18 protein-coding genes and 1 pseudogene are annotated in these 20,407 nt (G+C 62.9%); 16 read left to right on the forward strand and 3 right to left on the reverse strand.

Annotated features, from left to right (window positions below; genetic code table 11):
* The first annotated feature begins 18 nt into the window (after window positions 1–18).
* The 6 genes from CFII68_RS15960 to CFII68_RS15935 all read left to right on the forward strand — a co-directional run bounded on the left by CFII68_RS15960 (window position 19) and on the right by CFII68_RS15935 (window position 6,586).
* On the forward strand, window positions 19–1,089 hold the full coding sequence (locus CFII68_RS15960; RefSeq protein WP_018606001.1) for a nitronate monooxygenase family protein: 1,071 nt from the start codon (window positions 19–21) through the stop codon (window positions 1,087–1,089).
* An 881-nt stretch (window positions 1,090–1,970) separates the two neighbouring features.
* Entirely contained in the window at window positions 1,971–2,723 is a 753-nt protein-coding gene (gene modA, locus CFII68_RS15955) for a molybdate ABC transporter substrate-binding protein (protein ID WP_018606002.1), read from the forward strand.
* Window positions 2,724–3,404, forward strand: coding sequence for a molybdate ABC transporter permease subunit (modB, locus tag CFII68_RS15950; protein ID WP_014337803.1), 681 nt, complete (start codon window positions 2,724–2,726; stop codon window positions 3,402–3,404).
* 3 nt (window positions 3,405–3,407) lie between these two features.
* Window positions 3,408–4,487 (forward strand): molybdenum ABC transporter ATP-binding protein, encoded by a 1,080-nt coding sequence (gene modC, locus CFII68_RS15945; RefSeq protein WP_018606005.1) that lies wholly within the window; start codon window positions 3,408–3,410, stop codon window positions 4,485–4,487.
* Between the two features lie 362 nt (window positions 4,488–4,849).
* Window positions 4,850–5,905, forward strand: coding sequence for a DNA topoisomerase IB (locus CFII68_RS15940; RefSeq protein WP_018606007.1), 1,056 nt, complete (start codon window positions 4,850–4,852; stop codon window positions 5,903–5,905).
* Window positions 5,906–6,022: 117 nt separating this feature from the next.
* Entirely contained in the window at window positions 6,023–6,586 is a 564-nt protein-coding gene (locus CFII68_RS15935; RefSeq protein WP_014337800.1) for an ATP-dependent Clp protease proteolytic subunit, read from the forward strand.
* A 15-nt stretch (window positions 6,587–6,601) separates the two neighbouring features.
* Here the strand turns inward: CFII68_RS15935 and CFII68_RS15930 are convergent, their stop codons facing one another.
* Window positions 6,602–7,135 (reverse strand): DUF3087 family protein, encoded by a 534-nt coding sequence (locus tag CFII68_RS15930; protein ID WP_018606008.1) that lies wholly within the window; start codon window positions 7,133–7,135, stop codon window positions 6,602–6,604.
* A 218-nt stretch (window positions 7,136–7,353) separates the two neighbouring features.
* Between CFII68_RS15930 and ppnN the strand changes: the two genes are divergently transcribed.
* A complete protein-coding gene (gene ppnN / locus CFII68_RS15925) occupies window positions 7,354–8,727 on the forward strand; it encodes a nucleotide 5'-monophosphate nucleosidase PpnN (protein ID WP_018606010.1) in 1,374 nt (457 codons plus the stop codon).
* A gap of 213 nt (window positions 8,728–8,940) precedes the next feature.
* Here the strand turns inward: ppnN and CFII68_RS15920 are convergent, their stop codons facing one another.
* Complete coding sequence (locus CFII68_RS15920; RefSeq protein WP_018606012.1) at window positions 8,941–9,600, reverse strand: HAD family hydrolase; 660 nt, start codon at window positions 9,598–9,600, stop codon at window positions 8,941–8,943.
* A gap of 235 nt (window positions 9,601–9,835) precedes the next feature.
* Window positions 9,836–11,182, reverse strand: coding sequence for an MATE family efflux transporter (locus CFII68_RS15915; RefSeq protein WP_018606014.1), 1,347 nt, complete (start codon window positions 11,180–11,182; stop codon window positions 9,836–9,838).
* Window positions 11,183–11,905: 723 nt separating this feature from the next.
* Between CFII68_RS15915 and CFII68_RS15910 the strand changes: the two are divergent.
* From CFII68_RS15910 to CFII68_RS15870, 9 genes and pseudogenes are all read left to right on the forward strand, one after another.
* Window positions 11,906–12,847 (forward strand): annotated as a pseudogene (locus tag CFII68_RS15910) (methyl-accepting chemotaxis protein); the annotation flags it as partial.
* Between the two features lie 11 nt (window positions 12,848–12,858).
* Window positions 12,859–13,227 carry a response regulator gene (locus tag CFII68_RS15905; protein ID WP_003203044.1) on the forward strand — a complete coding sequence of 123 codons (369 nt, stop codon included), beginning with the start codon at window positions 12,859–12,861 and terminating at the stop codon, window positions 13,225–13,227.
* Between the two features lie 15 nt (window positions 13,228–13,242).
* Entirely contained in the window at window positions 13,243–13,527 is a 285-nt protein-coding gene (locus tag CFII68_RS15900; protein ID WP_018606018.1) for a lipid asymmetry maintenance protein MlaB, read from the forward strand.
* 39 nt (window positions 13,528–13,566) lie between these two features.
* On the forward strand, window positions 13,567–15,669 hold the full coding sequence (locus CFII68_RS15895; RefSeq protein WP_033062605.1) for a chemotaxis protein CheA: 2,103 nt from the start codon (window positions 13,567–13,569) through the stop codon (window positions 15,667–15,669).
* 33 nt (window positions 15,670–15,702) lie between these two features.
* A complete protein-coding gene (locus tag CFII68_RS15890) occupies window positions 15,703–17,361 on the forward strand; it encodes a methyl-accepting chemotaxis protein (RefSeq protein ID WP_018606022.1) in 1,659 nt (552 codons plus the stop codon).
* Between the two features lie 39 nt (window positions 17,362–17,400).
* Entirely contained in the window at window positions 17,401–17,937 is a 537-nt protein-coding gene (locus CFII68_RS15885; RefSeq protein WP_018606024.1) for a chemotaxis protein CheW, read from the forward strand.
* Window positions 17,934–18,770: a protein-glutamate O-methyltransferase CheR gene (locus CFII68_RS15880; RefSeq protein WP_018606026.1), complete on the forward strand. Its 837-nt coding sequence runs from the start codon at window positions 17,934–17,936 to the stop codon at window positions 18,768–18,770. Before CFII68_RS15885 ends, CFII68_RS15880 begins: the two co-directional genes overlap by 4 nt.
* The gene (gene cheD, locus CFII68_RS15875; RefSeq protein WP_018606028.1) at window positions 18,767–19,264 is read left to right on the forward strand and encodes a chemoreceptor glutamine deamidase CheD; all 498 of its coding nucleotides are present in this window, start codon (window positions 18,767–18,769) and stop codon (window positions 19,262–19,264) included. Before CFII68_RS15880 ends, cheD begins: the two co-directional genes overlap by 4 nt.
* Before the next feature lie 2 nt (window positions 19,265–19,266).
* Window positions 19,267–20,340, forward strand: coding sequence for a chemotaxis response regulator protein-glutamate methylesterase (locus CFII68_RS15870; RefSeq protein ID WP_018606030.1), 1,074 nt, complete (start codon window positions 19,267–19,269; stop codon window positions 20,338–20,340).
* Window positions 20,341–20,407: the final 67 nt, after the last annotated feature.

The raw sequence follows: 20,407 nt of genomic DNA on the forward strand, positions 1-20,407 counted from the left end.
CCCTCGGAGACCCCGCACATGAGCCAGTGGCCAGACACCCGCATTCTTGACCTGCTCGGTATCGAGCTGCCCATCATCCAGGGGCCGCTGGCCGGAGTGACCGGGCCGGCCATGGTGATCGCGACGTGCAATGCCGGCGGGCTGGGTTCGATGCCGGCGGCGATGCTTGATGTCGAACAACTGCGCCAGGCGCTGACGACCATCGGCGAGCAGACCGACAAGCCGTTCAATGTAAATTTTTTCTGTCACCAGCCGCCCGCCTTCGACGAACAACGGGCCGAAGCCTGGAAGCAACGGCTCAAGCCGTATTACCAGGAACTGGGCGTCGACTTCGACGCGCCGACCCCGGTGTCCAACCGCACGCCCTTCGATGATGCCGCCTGCCGGGTGCTGGAAGAGATGCGTCCGAAAGTGGTCAGTTTTCATTTCGGCCTGCCGGAAAAATCCTTGCTGGATCGAGTGAAGGCCACTGGCGCGAAAATCCTTTCCTCGGCCACCACCGTCGAGGAGGCCATCTGGCTGGAACAGCATGGTTGCGACGCGATCATTGCCATGGGTTACGAAGCCGGTGGTCATCGCGGGATGTTCCTCAGCGACGACCTCGACACCCAAGTCGGGCTGTTTGCCTTACTGCCGCAGGTAGTGGATGCGGTGAAGGTGCCGGTGATCGCTGCTGGCGGCATTGGCGATGCGCGGGGAATCGTCGCGGCATTCGCCCTGGGTGCTTCGGCAGTGCAACTGGGCAGCGCCTACCTGTTCACGCCCGAGGCGAAGATCAGCGCCTCCCATCACCGCGCCTTGCGCACGGCCAAGGAAAGCCAGACCGCTGTCACCAACCTGTTCACCGGTCGCCCGGCCCGAGGCATCGTCAACCGGGTGATGCGCGAAGTAGGCCCGATGAGCCCACTGGCCCCGGCCTTCCCGCTGGCCGGCGGTGCGTTGATGCCCTTGCGCGCCAAGGGCGAAGCAGACTTCAGCAACCTCTGGGCCGGCCAGGCCTTCCCACTGGGCCGCGAACTGTCGACGGCCGAGCTGACGCGGCGCTTGGCTGAAGAGGCATTGGCCCAACTCCGCAGGGCGAATGTCTGATCGAACGTCATCGCGAGCAAGCTCGCCCACAGGGGGCTGGGGACAACCGGCACATCCAGGCACACCACCGGACCTGTGGGAGCCGAGCTTGCTCGCGATAGCGGTAGCACATTCAAAATGGATGCAAGCTGATCGAACGCCATCGCGAGCAGGCTCGCTCCCACAGGGGATTGGGGACAACCGGTACATCCGGGTACACCACCGGACCTGTGGGAGCCGAGCTTGCTCGCGATAGCGGTAGCACATTCAAAATGGATGCAAGCTGATCGAACGCCATCGCGAGCAGGCTCGCTCCCACAGGGGATTGGGGACAACCGGTACATCCGGGTACACCACCGGACCTGTGGGAGCCGAGCTTGCTCGCGATAGCGGTAGCACATTCAAAATGGATGCAAGCTGATCGAACGCCATCGCGAGCAGGCTCGCTCCCACAGGGGATTGGGGACAACCGGTACATCCGGGTACACCACCGGACCTGTGGGAGCCGAGCTTGCTCGCGATAGCGGTAGTACATTCAAAATGGATGCAAGCTGATCGAACGCCATCGCGAGCAAGCTTGGCTCCCACAGGGTTCTGTGGTGAACATGAATCTTGCTGCCACCTCAGGTCCCGTGTGGGAGCCGAGCTTGCTCGCGATAGCGGTAGTACATTCAAAATGGATGCAAGCTGACCCACCGTCATCGCGAGCAAGCTCGCTCCCACAGGGTTCTGGGGTGGACATAAATCCGGCGACCACCTCAGACCCCTTGTGGGAGCGAGCCTGCTCGCGATGGGGCCAGCCCCTGCACCCTCACTCCCTAGGCAAAATGCCGCGTTCCGTTTGTCGGTCATTCGCTATATATTCTGGTATATAGCGAACCTGACCCTACGGAGCCTCACCTATGCGCCCCACCCGCTTCGCGCCGTTGCTGCTGACCACGCTCTTCACCGTTGGTGCCGTCCAGGCCGCTGAGGTGCAGGTGGCGGTCGCTGCCAATTTCACCGCGCCGATCCAGGCCATCGCCGCCGATTTCGAAAAAGACACCGGGCATAAACTGATAACGGCATACGGCGCCACCGGGCAGTTCTACACCCAGATCAAGAACGGCGCGCCATTCGAAGTCTTCCTCGCCGCCGACGACACCACCCCGGCCCGGCTCGAAAGCGAAGGCGACACCGTCAAGGGCTCGCGTTTCACCTACGCAGTCGGCACCCTGGCGCTGTGGTCGGCCAAAGAGGCTTATGTCGATGGCACGGGGCAGGTCCTCAAGCACAACGACTTCCGGCACCTGTCCATCGCCAACCCGAAGGCCGCACCCTACGGCCTGGCCGCGACCCAGGTGCTGGACAAGCTCGGCTTGACCGCCCAGGTGAAAAGCAAGCTCGTCGAAGGCCAGAACATCACCCAGGCCTATCAGTTCGTCTCCACCGGTAATGCCGAACTCGGCTTCGTCGCCTTGTCCCAGGTGTACAAGGACGGCAAAGTGACGGGCGGCTCGGCATGGATCGTCCCGGCCGAACTGCACGACCCGATCAAACAGGACGCGGTGATCCTCAACAAAGGCCGGGACAACCCCGCTGCCGCGGCCCTGGTGGATTACCTCAAGGGCCCGAAAGCCGCCGCCATCATCCAAACCTACGGTTACCAACGCTAAATGCCCCTGACCAGCGCCGACTATGCCGCCATCTGGCTGACCCTGAAACTGGCGTCATTGACCACGGTGATCCTGCTGCTCATCGGCACGCCCATCGCGTTGTGGCTGTCGCGCACCCGCTCCTGGCTGCGCGGGCCGGTGGGTGCGGTGGTCGCGTTGCCGCTGGTGCTGCCGCCCACGGTGATCGGCTTCTACCTGTTGCTGGCGTTGGGGCCGAACGGCTGGATCGGCCAGTTCACCCAAGCCCTCGGGTTGGGCACCCTCACCTTCAGCTTCACCGGGCTGGTGATCGGCTCGGTGATCTATTCCATGCCGTTTGTGGTGCAACCGTTGCAGAACGCCTTTGCCGCCATCGGCAGTCGCCCGCTGGAAGTCGCCGCCACCCTGCGGGCCGGGCCCTGGGATACGTTTTTCAGCGTCATCCTGCCCCTGGCCCGCCCCGGTTTTATCACGGCGGCGATTCTCGGCTTTGCCCACACCGTCGGCGAATTCGGCGTGGTGCTGATGATTGGCGGCAACATTCCGGAGAAAACCCGGGTGGTGTCGGTGCAGATCTACGACCATGTCGAAGCCTTGGAATACGCCCAGGCCCATTGGCTGGCCGCGGCGATGCTGGTGTTTTCATTCCTGGTGTTGCTGGCGCTGTATTCCAGCCGCCGCACCCGTGCCGGTTGGAGCTGATCGATGATTCACGCGCGTTTTCAGCTCGACCACGGGGCTTTTTCCCTGGACCTGGATGTGCAATTGCCCGGCCGTGGCGTGACCGCCCTGTATGGGCCTTCCGGTTCCGGCAAAACCACCTGCCTGCGCTGCATTGCCGGGTTGGAGCGGCCGGCCCGGGGGTTTATCGAGGTCAATGGCCAAGTCTGGCAAGACAGTGAGCACGGTGTGTTCGTGCCGCCCCATAAACGGTCGGTGGGGTATGTGTTCCAGGAGGCGAGCCTGTTCGCCCATCTGTCGGTGCGGGCCAACCTGGCGTTCGGCCTCAAGCGCATTGCGCCGGCACAACGGCGGGTGGACATGCAACAGGCGACCGACCTGCTGGGCATCGGGCACTTGCTCGATCGGCAGCCGCACAACCTGTCCGGCGGCGAACGCCAACGGGTGGGCATCGCCCGCGCCTTGCTCACCAGCCCGCAACTGCTGCTGATGGATGAGCCGCTGGCGGCCCTCGATAGCCGACGCAAAAACGAAATCCTGCCGTACCTGCAACGGCTTCACGATGAACTGGACATCCCGGTGCTGTATGTCAGCCATTCCCAGGACGAAGTGGCGCGCCTGGCCGATCACATCGTGCTGCTCGACGGCGGCCGCGCGCTGGCCAGTGGGCCGATCGGCGAAACCCTGGCCCGGCTCGACCTGCCCTTGGCCCTGGGGGATGACGCTGGAGTGGTGATCGAGGGCAAGGTCAGTGGTTATGACCCGGCTTATCAATTGCTGACCCTGAATCTGCCCGACAGCCAACTGAACGTACGCGTGGCCCACACCTCCCTGGCCCTCGGCCAGCCGCTGCGCTTCAAGGTCCAGGCCCGGGACGTCAGCCTCAGCCTGGCGAACGATGCCCAGACCAGCATCCTCAATCGCCTGCCGGTCACCGTGGTCAGCGAACAGGCCGCCGACAACACCGCCCATGTGCTGATCCGCCTGGAAGCCGCCGGCACCCCGCTGCTGGCGCGCATCACCCGCTATTCCCGCGATCAGTTGAAACTGCATCCGGGGCAGGTGTTGTGGGCGCAGATCAAGGCGGTGGCGGTGTTGGCGTAGGGTCCATACCAGCGGATCACACTATGGGAGCTTGGGAGCTGTGGGAGCTGTGGGAGCTGTGGGAGCTGTGGGAGCTGTGGGAGCAAGGCTTGCCCGCGATGCAAGCACCTCGGTGTAGCTGATAGACTGAGGTGATGCTATCGCGGGCAAGCCTTGCTCCCACAGGTTTGTTCCCTCAGGTTCCCTCAGGTTCCCTCAGGTTTGCTCCCACAGGTTTGCTCCTGCTGGTTTGCTCCCACAGGTTTGCTCTTGCTGGTTTGCTCCCACAGGTTCGGCGGCAACATCAGAATCTTGGCACGACCCGAACAGCCTGCGGTCAATGAATTCACAGGCCACCGGATTCGTTGCCAAGGACTCTTTTCATGCCCGACACCCTGCCGCCGGATGCACTGCCGGCCGACCTGCATTATGTCGATGACACGGCTCCGGGCATCACCCGCAAAAAGCAGCGGGGCCAATTCTGTTATTTCGACCCGCAGGGCCAGCGCATCACCGACGCAGCCGAGATCCAGCGCATCAATGCCCTGGCGGTGCCGCCGGCCTACACCGATGTCTGGATCTGCACCGACCCGCGCGGCCATCTCCAGGCCACCGGGCGCGATGCTCGCGGGCGCAAGCAGTACCGCTACCATGCGCGCTGGCGTGAGGTGCGCGATGCGGACAAGTATTCGCGGATGCTGGAATTCGGACGGGCCCTGCCGCGCTTGCGCAAGCGCCTGGAAGCCATCCTCGCCACGCCCGGCTTCAGCCGCGACAAAGTCATGGCCACCGTCATCACCCTGCTGGACGTGACCCTGATCCGCGTCGGCAACAGTCAATACGCCCGGGACAATCGCTCCTACGGCCTGACGACCCTGCGCGACAAACATGTCGAGGTCAACGGCAGCGCCATTGCCTTCCAGTTCCGCGGCAAGAGCGGCATCGAGCACCAGATCACCGTGAAGGACCGGCGCCTGGCGCGGATCATCAAGCGCTGCCAGGAGATCCCCGGACAGAACCTGTTCCAGTACCTGGACGAAGACGGCGAGCGCCACGCCATCAGTTCTTCGGACATCAACGCCTACCTCAAGACCCTCACCGGCGCCGACTTCACCGCCAAGGACTACCGCACCTGGGCCGGCAGCGCAGCCGCTCTGGCCGGGTTGCGGACGCTGCGCTGGGAAACCGAGAGCGAGGCCAAAAGACACGTCGCCGAGATGGTCAGGCACGTCGCCCGCCAGTTGGGCAACACGCCCACCGTCTGTCGTAAATGCTACATCCACCCTGCAGTGGTGGAAGGTTTTCTGCTCGGCGCCCTGAACGCATTGCCCAAACCCCGAGCCCGCAAAGGCCTCAGCGAAGAAGAAGCCGGACTGACGCTCTTCTTGCAGCGCATGACATTAGCCGCCGAGGCGTGCGAACAGGAGCAATCGGTTTAACGCGATTCACCCGCAGCGAGCCAGGAAGGCGGAACATCCGCAAAGCACCGGACTCCCAACTTTACGGCACGACCACTGCGCAGGTTTTCAAAAGGGTGAAATCGACAGGAGTTTCAGATGTCCGAACACATTGTCCATTTTCATTGCCAGATCGATCAGGGCACCACGGAACGCTTTCGCGATAACTGCCTGGAGGCCATTGAGAAAGGCGCCGACTCGCTGATGCTCAATCTCTCCACAGTCGGCGGCAGTACCAACTTCGGTTTCACCCTCTACACCTTCATCAAGTCCCTGCCGGTACCGGTACGTGCGGTGAACGCCGGCAACATCGAGTCGATGGGCATCGTCATGTACCTGGCCGCCAGCGACCGCACCACCACCCCGCATTCGCGGTTCCTGATTCATCCGATGAACTGGTACTTCGGCCAGAAATCCGTGGACCATTCACGCTTGCGCGAGTACCTGTCCAGCCTGGACAACGACGTGGCGCGCTACGTGGAAATCTACGTCAAGGAAACTGCCGGCGCGGCGACGCAGCTGGATATCTTCAAATGCCTGTGCGCCGAAGAGCGAGTGATTCCGGCGGAAAACTCCCTGGCTTTCGGCATTGCCCATCGGGTCGAGCAAGTGGTTTTCCCAGCGGATGCCAAGCATTGGAAAGTCAGCGGCGGCGAGGATTAGAAGTGCGGACCCCGATCAGCCCGCGCTGTAGGCCTGCTTCACCGTCTCGATCCAGCTCGGCTCCAGGCGCGACTGTTCGGTGTCCAGGCCCAGCGCCTGCATCTTCGCCAGGTGCGCGTCGGCCTCTCGCGCCAGAGAGCCCTGGGCGCTGGAGTTGGCGTCCAGCTGATGCATCTGGGCCAACCCCAGGTGATAGAAGCGCAGCAGCTTCATGGCGGTGGGGTCCTGGGCCTGCACACCGGCTGTCACCTGGTGCATCACGTTGGTGATTTTCATCAGGCTGCGCTTGAGCTGCCAGCCGTACACGGCGGCGGCCATCCACGGCTGCGACCAGAAATACTGGCGCATCAGCACAGCCATCGCCAACACCGCGACAATCACCCCGCCGAGATTGAAACGAAAGTTATCGCCTCCAGGCGTCCCCAGCAGCATCACGGCCAGGCTGGACAGCAACATCGCCAGGGCCAGGAACACCACCGCGATGATCAGGGTGCTGCGGCGGGTCTGCTTGCGGTAGGTGTCGCCATCCCACGGTTTGATCTCGAACATCGCGGCGCAATTTCCTTGTACGGCATCAAAAGAGTCACGCATTATCGCCTGCCCGGCCGAATTAGCTATGCTGGGGCTCATTTTGTAGCGCCACCGACTCGCCGGGTCCGGATCAAAGTCCATGGCGATAGCGCAAGGATCGTGCGATCTTTCTGCGTGGACGTTTTTTTTCAAGATGCCGTCGTTGTGTGCATGGCATCGTTTTCAAGGAAAGCTGAATGACTCAAAGACATGTAATCAACGCCTCGGTAAGCCCCAAGGGCAGCCTGGAGACCCTGTCCCAGCGCGAAGTCCAGCAACTGAGCGAAGCCGGTTCCGGCAGCATCTATACCCTCTTCCGCCAGTGCGCCCTGGCCATCCTCAACACCGGCGCCCATGTTGATAACGCCAAGACCATCCTGGAAGCCTACAAGGACTTCGAGATCCGTATTCACCAGCAGGACCGCGGCGTGCGCCTGGAGCTGCTGAACGCGCCGGCCGATGCCTTCGTCGACGGCGAAATGATCGCCAGCACCCGGGAAATGCTCTTCAGTGCCCTGCGCGACATCGTCTACACCGAGAACGAGCTGGACAGCCAGCGCATCGACCTCAGCTCGTCCCAGGGCATCAGCGACTACGTGTTCCACCTGCTGCGCAACGCCCGCACCCTGCGCCCTGGCGTGGAGCCGAAAATCGTCGTGTGCTGGGGCGGTCACTCGATCAACACCGAAGAATACAAATACACCAAGAAAGTCGGCCACGAACTGGGCCTGCGCAGCCTGGACATCTGCACCGGTTGCGGCCCGGGCGTGATGAAAGGCCCGATGAAAGGCGCCACCATCGCCCACGCCAAGCAGCGCATCCATGGCGGTCGCTACCTGGGCCTGACGGAGCCGGGCATCATCGCCGCCGAGGCGCCGAACCCGATCGTCAATGAGCTGGTGATCCTGCCGGACATCGAGAAACGCCTGGAAGCCTTCGTGCGTGTCGGTCACGGCATCATCATCTTCCCGGGCGGCGCCGGTACGGCGGAAGAGTTCCTCTACCTGCTGGGCATCCTGATGCACCCGGCCAACCAGGACCTGCCGTTCCCGGTGGTCCTCACCGGGCCGAAAAGCGCCGCGCCGTACCTTGACCAGTTGCATGCGTTTGTCGGCGCAACCCTGGGCCCGGCGGCGCAGCAGCACTATCAGATCATCATCGACGACCCGGCCGAAGTGGCGCGGCAGATGACCCAGGGGCTCAAGGAGGTCAAGCAGTTCCGCCGCGAGCGCAACGACGCCTTCCACTTCAACTGGCTGCTGAAGATCGACGAGGGCTTCCAGCGCCCGTTCGACCCGACCCACGCCAACATGGCCAGCCTGGGCCTGAGCCGCGACCTGCCCGCCCACGAACTGGCCGCCAACCTGCGCCGGGCGTTCTCGGGGATCGTGGCCGGTAACGTCAAGGACAAGGGCATCCGCCTGATCGAAGAACACGGCCCATACGAGATCCACGGCGACGCCGCCATCATGGAACCCCTCGACCGCCTGCTCCAGGCCTTCGTCGCCCAGCACCGCATGAAACTGCCGGGCGGCGCGGCGTATGTGCCGTGCTATCGCGTGGTGACCTGACCTATCTGAGGACCACAGATCCAATGTGGGTGCAAAGCTTGCTCCCACAGGGGATCTTTAGTGGCCGAAAAATCGAAGACCACCGCAGATCCAATGTGGGAGCAAAGCTTGCTCGCGATAGCGGTTTTAAAGCCAACAGAGGTGTTGTCTGTGACGACGCTATCGCGAGCAAGCTTTGCTCCCACAGGCGCGCTCCCACAGGGGATCGTGTGGTTACTGAATCCGCATCAGGCCGGCTTCATCCACTTCAATGCCTAGCCCAAGGTAATCCTTGATCTGCGGATGAAGGGTGACCACCGGGTGCGTATGCGTCGCCGTTACCACCAGCACATCCGCCCCGGCGGCCTCGCCTGCCCGGATGCCCGCCTCGGCGTCTTCAAACACCAGGCACTCCTGCGGCGTCACTTGCAGGCGCTCGGCGGCCAGGCGATAGCAGGCGGGGTTGGGCTTGCCGTCGCTGACGTCTTCGGCGGTGACCATCACCCCGGGACGCGGGATCCCCGCCGCTTCCATACGACGCAAGGCCAATGCCATGGGCGCCGAAGTCACAATCGCCCAGCGCTCTGGCGGCAGGCTGTTCAGAAAGGCCTGCGCACCGGCCACCTGCACCACCCCTTCGACGTCTTCGATTTCCTCGCGGGTAATCTGCTCGGCTTCGGCCTGGGCATCCACCCCTGGCAGGTGCTGGCGAGCGATGGTGTCGATGGCGCGCACGCCATGGATGGTCGGCAGGAACGTCGCCACGTCCACGCCATGGCGCAGGGCCCAGCGCGTCCAGATCCGCTCGGCGGCGGCGATGGAATTGAGCAATGTGCCGTCCATGTCGAACAGGAAGGCGCGGTAGGCAATGGGGTTGGGGGGACTGGCAGGCATCGGATCCTCGGTGGCGGCGTGGCGGGTTCTGGCCACTGTAACATCGCCAGAACCCAATCCCCTGTGGGAGCGAGCCTGTGGGTCAGCCTGTGGGAGCAAAGCTTGCTCGCGATGCAGACACCTCGGTTTCTGAGAGACCGCATCAACTTTATCGCGGGCAAGCCTTGCTCCCACAGCAAGCTTTGCTCCCACAGGCGCACACCCAGGAAATGGTGTTGTGTCACAAAGCGACAATCTAAACGAGGCGCTCGATCGGCTGATGCTGCCACACCAACTTGTAGTACAGCGTCTGCAACAGCAGCATGCTCAAGTAGGCCACCGGGAACGCCATCCACACCCCTTGCAGCCCGAAGTGAGCGTCCAGCAGATACGCCGCCGGCACTTGCACGGCGACGATGCAGAAGATCGAGATGGCGACCGGCACCAGCACCGTGCCGCTGGCGCGCATGATGCCGCCGACGATCGCCTGGAAGCCGAACACCAGCAGGCTCCAGAGCATGATGTGCAGCAGGTGCTCGGCCTGGACCCGTGCCGCCGGGTCGGTGATGAACAGCCCCAGTAGCCAGTGGGACAACAGATAGCCCAGGACCACCAGCCCACCGGTAAGCCAGAGGTTGATCAACAGCCCGGTGCGCAGGATCGGCCCCAGCCGCTCCAGACGTCCGGCACCGATGGCCTGGGCACCGAGGATCGAGGCGGTGATGGCAATCGACAGCGCCGGAAACTGCACGTAGTTGACGATCTGCGTCACCGCGCCATAGGCCGCCGTGGCCTGGGAACCGTGGCTATTGACCAGCGTCAGGATCACTAACTCGGACAACGAGATCACCACCATCTGCAACCCGGTGGGCAAGCCGATGCGCAGCACTTTGCCGAGGATGTCCTTGTCCAGGCGCATCGCCGCGAACAATGCACGGTCCGGCGCCAGGGCATGCTCCCGGCGGCTCAGGCGCCACGCCAGCATCAGCATCGCTGACGTCGTCCCCACCAGCCCCGCCCATGCCGCGCTCTGGATGCCCATCTGCGGCAACCCCAACCAGCCACGGATCAACGCGGGCGTGAGCAGCAGCCCGACACTGGTGGACACCAGCAGCGCCAACATCGGCGACACCGTATCGCTCACCCCGCGCAGCAGTTGGGTAAACAGCACAAATACCAGCAACATTGGCAGGATCCACATCATGACCCGTGCATAGGAAACGGCGTCCTCCAGCACATCGGCCGGCGTGCCGAGCCCCTGCAACGCCTGACGCGCAAAGACACTGCCAAGCACCGCCGCCGTCAGGCCAATGATTGCCCCCAACAACAGGGTCGAACCGGCAATCGCCTTCACCGTGCCGGTTTCTCCGGCGCCGTAGGCCTGTCCGATCAATACCCCTGCCCCCGCGCCGAGGCCGATCACCAATGCGATAAAGAAAAACACGATGGGAAACATGCCCGACACCGCCGCCAAGGCCTGGGTGCCGAGCATCTGGCCGATGTAGATGCTGTTGAGCGTGCCAGACATGGACTGCAGGAAATTGGACAGGACCATGGGGGCCAGGAACAGGAGATAGGTTTTCCAGAGGGGCTGGGTGGGCATGAGGGCTCTGATGGCAGGTTCGAAAATCCGGGTGCCGGTAATTTAGCGCAATCCAATCATCTGTTTCAGAAGAATCAGCGCGGTTCGCTCTTGTGGCGAGGGGATTTATCCCCGCTGGGCTGCGAAGCGGCCCTAAAAGCCCACACCTCGCTCCATAGGCCGATTATATGCACCGATCTTGGGGCCGCTTCGCAGCCCAGCGGGGCGGTGCGACGTTTCGATAAATCCCCTCGCCACAGGGGTTCTATGTTGCGGCTTATACCTTCGTCGGGTGCATTCGACATTTCACAGACTGCGTCTAGTCTGAAGTAGCACAGTGCCACGCACCGTGTAGGCCAATGCCTACAGCAATACCGGCATCGGACAGCCGGTCTTAAAGTCCGAGTAGAGGTCGCAGATAACCAGTTATTCGCAAATAACCTGTTAGAAACTCTGTTCAAGGACCGAACCATGACGTCGTACCCACACGGTCATTCCTTCGCCCAACCACCGCGCATCCTCTGGAACACAGTGCTCGTCGCTTTTGTTGCAGCCGTTGGCGTCGTGCTGCTCAACGGTCCAAGTGTACAGAACATCATTCTGGGCATTGCCCTTTTGGCCGTTGGCGTCGGTGCTGGCGTATGGGGGGCGCGTTCGCAACGCCAGCAGTTCGACAGCGCCCTCGCCGCCGCCATGGCCCGCCACGACCAGCAAGCCACCGAGCACCCGGCCCATAACACCCGCAAGCAACTCAACGAAGTCATCCTCGGTGCCATGCCGATCTGGGCCAAGCAAGTCGAAAGCTCCCGGCAGCAGACCGAAACCGCAATCGTCTCGCTGACCAACCGCTTCACCGGCATTTCCTCGCGCCTGGAAGACACCGTGCAAGCCTCGCAACTGGCCGCCGGTGAACTGGCCGGCAAAAGCAGCGGCGGCGCCGTGCAGGTGCTGGCCCAGAGCGAAGGTGAACTGGTCAAGGTCATCGATTCGCTGAAGGCCACCCAGGCCAGTCGCGACGAAACCCTGGCCCAGGTGCGTAACCTGACGGCCTATACCGGCGAGCTGCGGACCATGGCCGCCGACGTCGCGGCGATTGCCGCGCAGACCAACCTGCTGGCCCTCAACGCCGCCATCGAAGCCGCCCGTGCCGGCGAAGCCGGGCGTGGGTTTGCCGTGGTGGCCGACGCCGTGCGCAGTCTCTCGAGCAAATCCAGCGAGACCGGCCAGCAGATGTCGGCCAAGGTCGACATCATCAACAGCGCCATCACCCAACTGGTGCATGCTGCCTCCAGCGGCGCTGACCAGGACAGCCATTCGGTCACAGCCTCCGAACAAAGCATCCAGCAGGTGCTGGAGCGCTTCAAGAGTGTCACCGGCCGCTTGGCCGACTCGGCCGACATGCTGCAGCGGGAAAGCTTCGGCATCCGCGATGAACTCACCGAGGTGCTGGTCAGCCTGCAATTCCAGGATCGGGTCAGCCAGATCCTCAGCCACGTGCGCGACAACATCGAGGACCTGCATGTGCACCTGCAGCAGGCCGGTCAGTCGCCCGAACAGGCCGTTTCCATCGACGCCCGCCAATGGCTGGCGCGCATGGAAACCACTTACGCCACCGACGAGCAACGCCGCAATCACCACGGCGACTCGAGCGCGCAACAGACTTCACAGGAAATTACCTTCTTTTAGGAGCGCCGTTCATGGCTAAAAGTGTATTGGTTGTCGACGACTCCGCGAGCGTTCGGCAGGTGGTCGGCATCGCGCTGAAAAGTGCCGGCTATGACGTGATCGAAGCCAGCGATGGCAAGGACGCACTGGGCAAGCTCAATGGCCAGAAAGTGCACCTGATCATCAGTGACGTGAACATGCCCAACATGGACGGCATCACCTTCGTCAAGGAGGTCAAGAAGCTGGCCAGCTACAAGTTCACGCCGATCATCATGCTCACCACCGAATCCCAGGAATCGAAGAAACAGGAAGGCCAGGCCGCCGGAGCCAAGGCCTGGGTGGTCAAGCCATTCCAGCCAGCACAGATGCTGGCGGCGGTATCCAAGCTGATTCTTCCTTGATGGCCGGAGGCTCCCATGCCGTTGCAATACGAGACACACGATGACACCGCCCAGGTGCACATCGACGGCGAGCTGACGATCTACACCGCCGCCGACCTGGCCGCGCAATGGTTGCCGCACCTGGGCGCAACACCGCGGATGGCCCTTGATCTGTCGCAGATCACCGAAATGGACGGCGCCGGCCTGCAACTGCTGCTGATGGTACAGCGCGAGGCCGCCAGGGCCGGCACCCAACTGACATTGACCGGCCAAAGCAAAGCCGTTACGGAAACACTTGCCCTGTGCAACCTGGTTGCCTAGGGCCGTTGCAATACGTCGGACACGACAAAGGATATGAGCGTGAGCATCAATCTCGATCAGGCACAACAGACCTTCATCGTCGAGGCACGGGAACAGTTGGAGGCGATGGAAGAGTCGCTGCTGCAACTGGAAACCGACCCCGGTGACGATGACGCCATTGGCGCGATCTTCCGGGCGGCGCACACGATCAAGGGCTCGGCCGGGCTGTTCGGCCTGGAACCGATCGTCAGCTTCACCCACATCGTCGAAGACGTGCTCGATCGCCTGCGCAACGGCAGCGTCGAAGTGGACGCCGGCCTGATCGCGGTGCTGCTCAAGTCCAGCGATCACATGCTGGAACTGATCAACGTGGCCGCCAACCAGGGCGGAGCGCTGCCGCCACCGGCCCTGCAACGGGAAGTGGAACTGTGCCAGATCCTGCAGGAGTACCAAGCGCCCTCGCCCGTTGCGGCCCCGACGCCAGCCCCTGAAACCAACACCCGCGAGCCCGGCGAAACGCGCCTCTGGCACATTTCCCTGCGCTTCGGCCAGGACGTGTTCCGCAACGGCATGGACCCGCTGTCGTTCCTGCGTTATCTGCAAACCCTGGGTGACATCGTCGACCTCACCACCCTGACCGACGCCCTGCCCGCCGCTGATGCCTGGGACGCCGAATCCTGCTACCTGGGCTTCGACATCGAGTTTCGCTCGACCGCCAGCCACGGGGCGATCAACGAAGTGTTCGATTTCGTCCGGGAAGACTGCGTGATCGAGATCGTGGCCCTGGATGACGACATCGCGCCCCCGGCCAACACCGGCCTGGTGACCACGTCGCCGGAACCGGCCGAGGAAAGCACCGCGTTGGTCGCCACCGGCGAGTTGTTGTCCGACCAGCGCAAGACACCGCGCATGCCCGCCCAGATCGCCAGCGACAAACAGGCGGTGACCAGCGACAGCAAGGCCAAGGACGGCACCTATGTGCGGGTCAATGCCGACAAGCTCGACGAACTGATCAACCTGGTGGGCGAACTGGTCATCGCCAGCGCCGGCACCAGCCTGCTGGCCCGCACCTGCAACAACGATCCGTTGCAGGAATCCACCTCGACGGTGTCGTCACTGGTGGAGGAAATCCTCGACGGCGCCCTGCGCCTGCGCATGATCCCCATCGGCGAAACCTTCAACCGCTTCCGTCGGGTGGTGCGCGATGTCAGCCAGGAACTGGGCAAGGACATCGACCTGATCATCAGCGGCGCAGAGACCGAGCTGGACAAGACCGTGGTGGAAAAAATCGGCGACCCACTCATGCACCTGCTGCGCAACGCCATGGACCACGGCATTGAAACCGCCGAGGCCCGGTTGGCGGCCGGCAAACCGGCCAAGGGGCACCTGCACCTCAACGCCTATCACGACTCGGGCAGCATTGTGCTGGAGATCGCCGACGACGGCGCCGGCCTGAACCGCGACCGGATCCTGGAAAAAGCCCAGGAACGTGGCCTGGTGACACCCGGCGCGAACCCGACCGACCAGGAAATCTACAACCTGATCTTCGAACCCGGTTTCTCCACCGCCCAGGCCGTGACCAACCTTTCCGGGCGTGGCGTGGGCATGGACGTGGTCAAGCGCAACATCACCCTGCTGCGCGGCACCGTCGACCTGGACAGCCAGCCCGGCAAGGGCACCGTGGTGCGCATCCGCCTGCCGCTGACCCTGGCGATCATCAATGGTTTTCTGGTGGGCATCGGTCAGTCGACCTATGTCATTCCGCTGGACATGGTCCAGGAATGCATCGAGCTGAGCGAAGACGACGGGTTCGCCAGCCGCGAACAAGGCTACCTCGACCTGCGCGGCGAGGTGCTGCCGCTGGTCTACCTGCGCGATCACTTCAGCCACGAAGGCCCGGCCGCGCGCCGGCAGAACGTGGTGGTGGTGCGCTACGCCGAACTCAAGGCCGGGTTGGTGGTGGATGACTTGCTGGGTGAATTCCAGACCGTGATCAAGCCGCTGGGCAAGCTGTTCGGTGCCCTTCGCGGCATCAGCGGCTCGACCATCCTGGGCAGTGGCGCCGTGGCGTTGATTCTCGACGTACCGGCGCTGCTCACCCAGATCGCCCAAGTGGAAAACCGTTACACACCGACTCAATTACAACAAGCCAACGCTCGCTGACGCTTTAGCAATTCCATGGAGAGGTACTTCCCAATGAAATGGTTCTACGATCTTAGAATCGCCACCAAACTGATCACTTCATTTCTTGTGGTGCTGGCGCTGACCGCCGTCATGGGGGTGTTCTCGATCATTCAACTGGGCCAGGTGAACCACACCGCCCTCGACATCCGTGAAAACTGGATGCCGTCCATGCGCGCAGCCTCGGGTATGCGCTTCTATGCGGCGAGCTATCGCCTCAAGGAAAACCGCCATATTGTCGCCGACTCCGAGCAAGAGCGCGTCACCCTCGAGCAAGAAGCCGAGGACGCCAAGAAGGCCTTCGAAACACGCCTGGCCACTTACGAAAAACTGCTCTCCAGCGCTGAAGATCGTCAGCTATTCGACACCACCCGTAATGACTGGGCCGCCTATCTGGCGATCAGCAAAGACCTGCTCGCATTGTCCCGGCAGAACCTGACCGAGCAGGCCAATGCGATGCTCAAGGGCGAGTCCAAGCATCGGTTCGACCTGGTAACCGGCGACCTGCAAAAACTGGTCGAACTCAACGCGGCTGGCGCTGATGTCGCCAGTGCACACGGCACCCAGCTGTATGAAAACGCACGCCTGTCGATCATCGCCGTGCTGGTTGCCGCCCTGCTGGTGGGCCTGGGCCTGGCGCTGTTCATCTCGCGCATCATCTCCCGCCCATTGAAACAGGCCGCCGCCGTCGCCGAACAATTGGCCGAAGGCAACCTGAACGCGAAAATCGAAGGTGGCTCCAAGGATGAAACCGGCATGGTGCTCAACGCCATGCGGAACATGGTCGGCAAGCTCTCGCACATCATCGGTGAAGTGCGCAACGCCGCCGACAACCTGGCCAGCGCCTCCGAAGAAGTCAGCGCCACCGCACAATCGATGAGCCAGGCCACCAGCGAACAGGCGGCCAGCGTTGAGGAAACCAGTGCCTCCATCGAGCAGATGAGCGCCAGCATCAACCAGAACACCGAGAACGCCAAGGTCACCGACGGCATGGCCAGCAAGGCTGCCAAGGAAGCCACCGACGGCGGCGAATCGGTGCAGCAGACCGTGGTGGCGATGAAGAAAATCGCCCAGCGCATCAGCATCATCGACGACATCGCCTACCAGACCAACCTGCTGGCGCTCAACGCTGCCATCGAAGCCGCCCGCGCCGGTGAACACGGCAAAGGTTTCGCGGTGGTCGCCGCCGAAGTGCGCAAGCTGGCCGAACGCAGCCAGGTGGCCGCCCAGGAAATCGGCGAGCTGTCGTCCAGCAGCGTCGACATGGCGGAAAAGGCCGGGAGCCTGCTCAACGAGATGGTCCCGTCGATCAACAAGACTTCGGACCTGGTGCAGGAAATCAGCGCCGCCTCCGAAGAACAGGCCGCCGGCGTGGCGCAGATCAACACCGCCATGACCCAGCTCAACCAGGTGACCCAGCAAAACGCCTCCAGCAGCGAAGAACTGGCCGCCACCGCCGAGGAAATGAGCAGCCAGGCCGAGCAGCTGCAACAGGCCATGAGTTTCTTCACCCTGGACACGCCGCCCAAGTCTGCCGTGCAAGTTGCCAGGGTCGATAACACCCCAGGCCCGTCCGGCCGCAAACCGGCGCGGGCACCGGCCCCGGTCAAGCCCCCGGTGTTTGCCTACAACACGGCCCACGAGCTCAACGAATCGGACTTCACCCGGTTCTGATGGCCCGGTTCCACTGGCTTGCTTAAAGGAGAAAAAGCAATGGGCGCCATCGCGACCACACGTCAAACCGCCCTCGCGGTCGAGGAAGAAGCGCAATACCTGACGTTTATGCTCGGCACGGAAATGTTTGCCATCGGCATCCTGTGCATCAAGGAAATCATCGAATACGGCAACCTGACCGTGGTGCCGATGATGCCGACCTTCGTGCGCGGGGTGATCAACCTGCGGGGCGCGGTCGTGCCGGTAGTCGATCTGTCGGCCCGTTTCGGCCGACCGAATTCGGCGATCAGCCGCCGCAGCTGCGTGGTGATCATCGAGGCGGCCAGCGCCGACGGCCAGGCCCAGGACATTGGCCTGCTGGTGGACACGGTGTCGGCGGTGCTGGAAATCCCGGCCTCGCAGATCGAACCACCACCGAGCTTCGGTGCGAAGATCCGTGCCGATTTCATCAGTGGCATGGCCAAGGTCGATGGCAAGTTCGTCATCGTGCTGGAGGTGGACCGCGTGCTGTCCATCGACGAAATGTCCCAACTCGCCGAAGCCAGCCCAAGCGCGCTGGAAGTGGATGCCCCGTGAACGCCGATACCTGCAAGGAACGCACGCTGAACACCCAGGCGCTCACTGACCGAGAGTTCGGCCAGTTCCAGTCCTGGCTGTACCAGGCCGCCGGCATCAGCCTGTCCGAGGCCAAGAAAGCCCTGGTGGCCGGGCGTTTATTCAAGCGCCTCAAGCACTATGGGCTGGACAGCTATGGCGAGTATTTCAAGCTGATCATGAACGGCCAGCGCACCGATGAGTTGCAGGTAGCGCTGGACCTGCTCACCACCAACGAGACCTATTTTTTCCGCGAACCCAAGCATTTCGATTTCCTGCGCCAACACGTGCTGCCCCACGCGACACCGGGCAAGACCTTTCGCTTGTGGAGCGCGGCCAGTTCATCGGGGGAAGAACCCTACAGCCTGGCCATGACCCTGGCCGAAGGGCTGGGCACCACGCCCTGGGAAGTCATCGGTTCGGACATCAGCAGCCAGGTGCTGGCCAAGGCGCGCGCCGGGCATTACCCGATGGAACGCGCCCGCACCCTGCCCCAGCCGCTGCTGGTGAAATATTGCCTCAAGGGCACCGGCAACCAGCAAGGCACGTTCCTCATCGACCGGGCATTGCGCAACCGGGTCAACTTTATCCAGGTCAACCTCAACGATACCCTGCCGGAGTTGGGGGAGTTCGACGTGATCTTCCTGCGCAACGTCATGATCTATTTCGACCAGCCCACCAAAAGCAAGGTGGTTGCCCGCTTGCTCCCCCGGCTCAAGCCCGGCGGCTATTTCATCATCAGCCACTCGGAAAGCCTCAACGGTGTGTCCGATGCATTGAAACTGGTGGCGCCATCGATTTACCGCAAACCATGAACGCCGCCATCAGGGATGTGGCCGAGGAGTACCTGGCACCCGGGGAGTTTCGTTTCGCCACCTGCCCGACCCGCCTGCGCACGATCCTCGGTTCTTGCGTGGCGATCACCCTGTGGCATCCGGAACGCAGGATCGGCGCCATGTGCCATTTCATGTTGCCCAGTCGGGTGCGCTGCTCCACCGCACTGAACGGCCTCTACGCCGACGAAGCCATCGAACTGTTCATCCGCCAGGCCCGGGCCCACCACACCGAACCCGAGGATTACCAACTCAAGCTGTTCGGCGGCGGCGAGATGTTCCCCGAGCTGCAACGCCACGTGCCCTACGGCGATGTGGCGCGGCTGAACGTCAACGCCGCGCTGGAAATAGCCGCCCTCTATCGCCTCGACCTGATCGCCCAGGACATGGGCAGCACTGGCCACCGCAGCATCATCTTCGACCTTTGCAGCGGCGATGTGTGGGTCAGGCACCAACCTATAAGGACCCGGCACTGACTATGTCAAAAAAGATCAATGTACTGCTGGTGGATGACTCTGCCGTGGTTCGCCAGGTGTTGCTGGCGATCCTCAGCGACACACCGGACATCCACGTCATGGGCGCGGCGTCCGACCCGATTTTCGCCATGGACAAACTGGCCAAGGAATGGCCCGACGTGATCGTGCTGGACGTGGAAATGCCGCGCATGGACGGCATCACCTTCCTGAAAAAAATCATGAGCGAGCGCCCCACACCGGTGGTGATCTGCTCGTCCCTGACGCCCCGGGGCGCGGAAACCACCTTGCAGGCGATGGCCGCTGGCGCGGTGGAAATCATCACCAAGCCCACCACCGGCCTGAAGAACTTTCTGTTGGAGTCGGCGCCGGAACTGGTGTCGGCGATCCGTGCCGCCGCCCAGGTCAACGTGCGCAACCTGGGCAAGCGCCCTGCCCCCATCGCGCTGACGCCCGCGACCAAACTCACCGCCGACGCCATGCTGCCCGCCGCCAACGGCCACGCCATGGCGCAGACCACCGAACGCATCGTCGCCCTGGGCACCTCCACTGGCGGCACCCAGGCCCTGGAAGCGGTGCTCACCGCCCTGCCGCGGGTGTGCCCGGGCATCGTCATCGTCCAGCACATGCCGGAAAAATTCACCGCCTCGTTCGCCGCCCGGCTCAACAGCCTGTGCCAGATCGAAGTGCGCGAGGCCCGCAACAACGACCGCATCCACCCGGGCCTGGCGCTTATCGCACCGGGCGGCAAACACATGATGGTGACCCGCAGCGGCGCGTTCTATCACGTGCAGGTGGTGGACGGCCCACTGGTCAACCGCCACCGCCCGTCGGTGGATGTGCTGTTCCGCTCCGTGGCCAAATTCGCCGGCCGCAACGCCACCGGCATCATCATGACCGGCATGGGCGACGACGGCGCCCGCGGCCTGAAGGAAATGCTCGACGCCGGCAGCACCACCGTGGCCCAGGACGAAGCCAGCTGCGTGGTCTTCGGCATGCCCAAGGAAGCAATCAAACTCAACGCCGCACAACGGGTGATGGGGTTGCAGGAGATTGCGCAGGTGATTCTGCACAAGTAACAAGAACCGACCCCACAGTGGCGCTCGATCAGGGCGGTGAAGATCGTTCCTCACGCTCCGCGTGGGA

The sequence above is a fragment of the Pseudomonas sp. CFII68 genome, assembly GCF_000416195.1.
Classification (GTDB): domain Bacteria; phylum Pseudomonadota; class Gammaproteobacteria; order Pseudomonadales; family Pseudomonadaceae; genus Aquipseudomonas; species Aquipseudomonas kilonensis.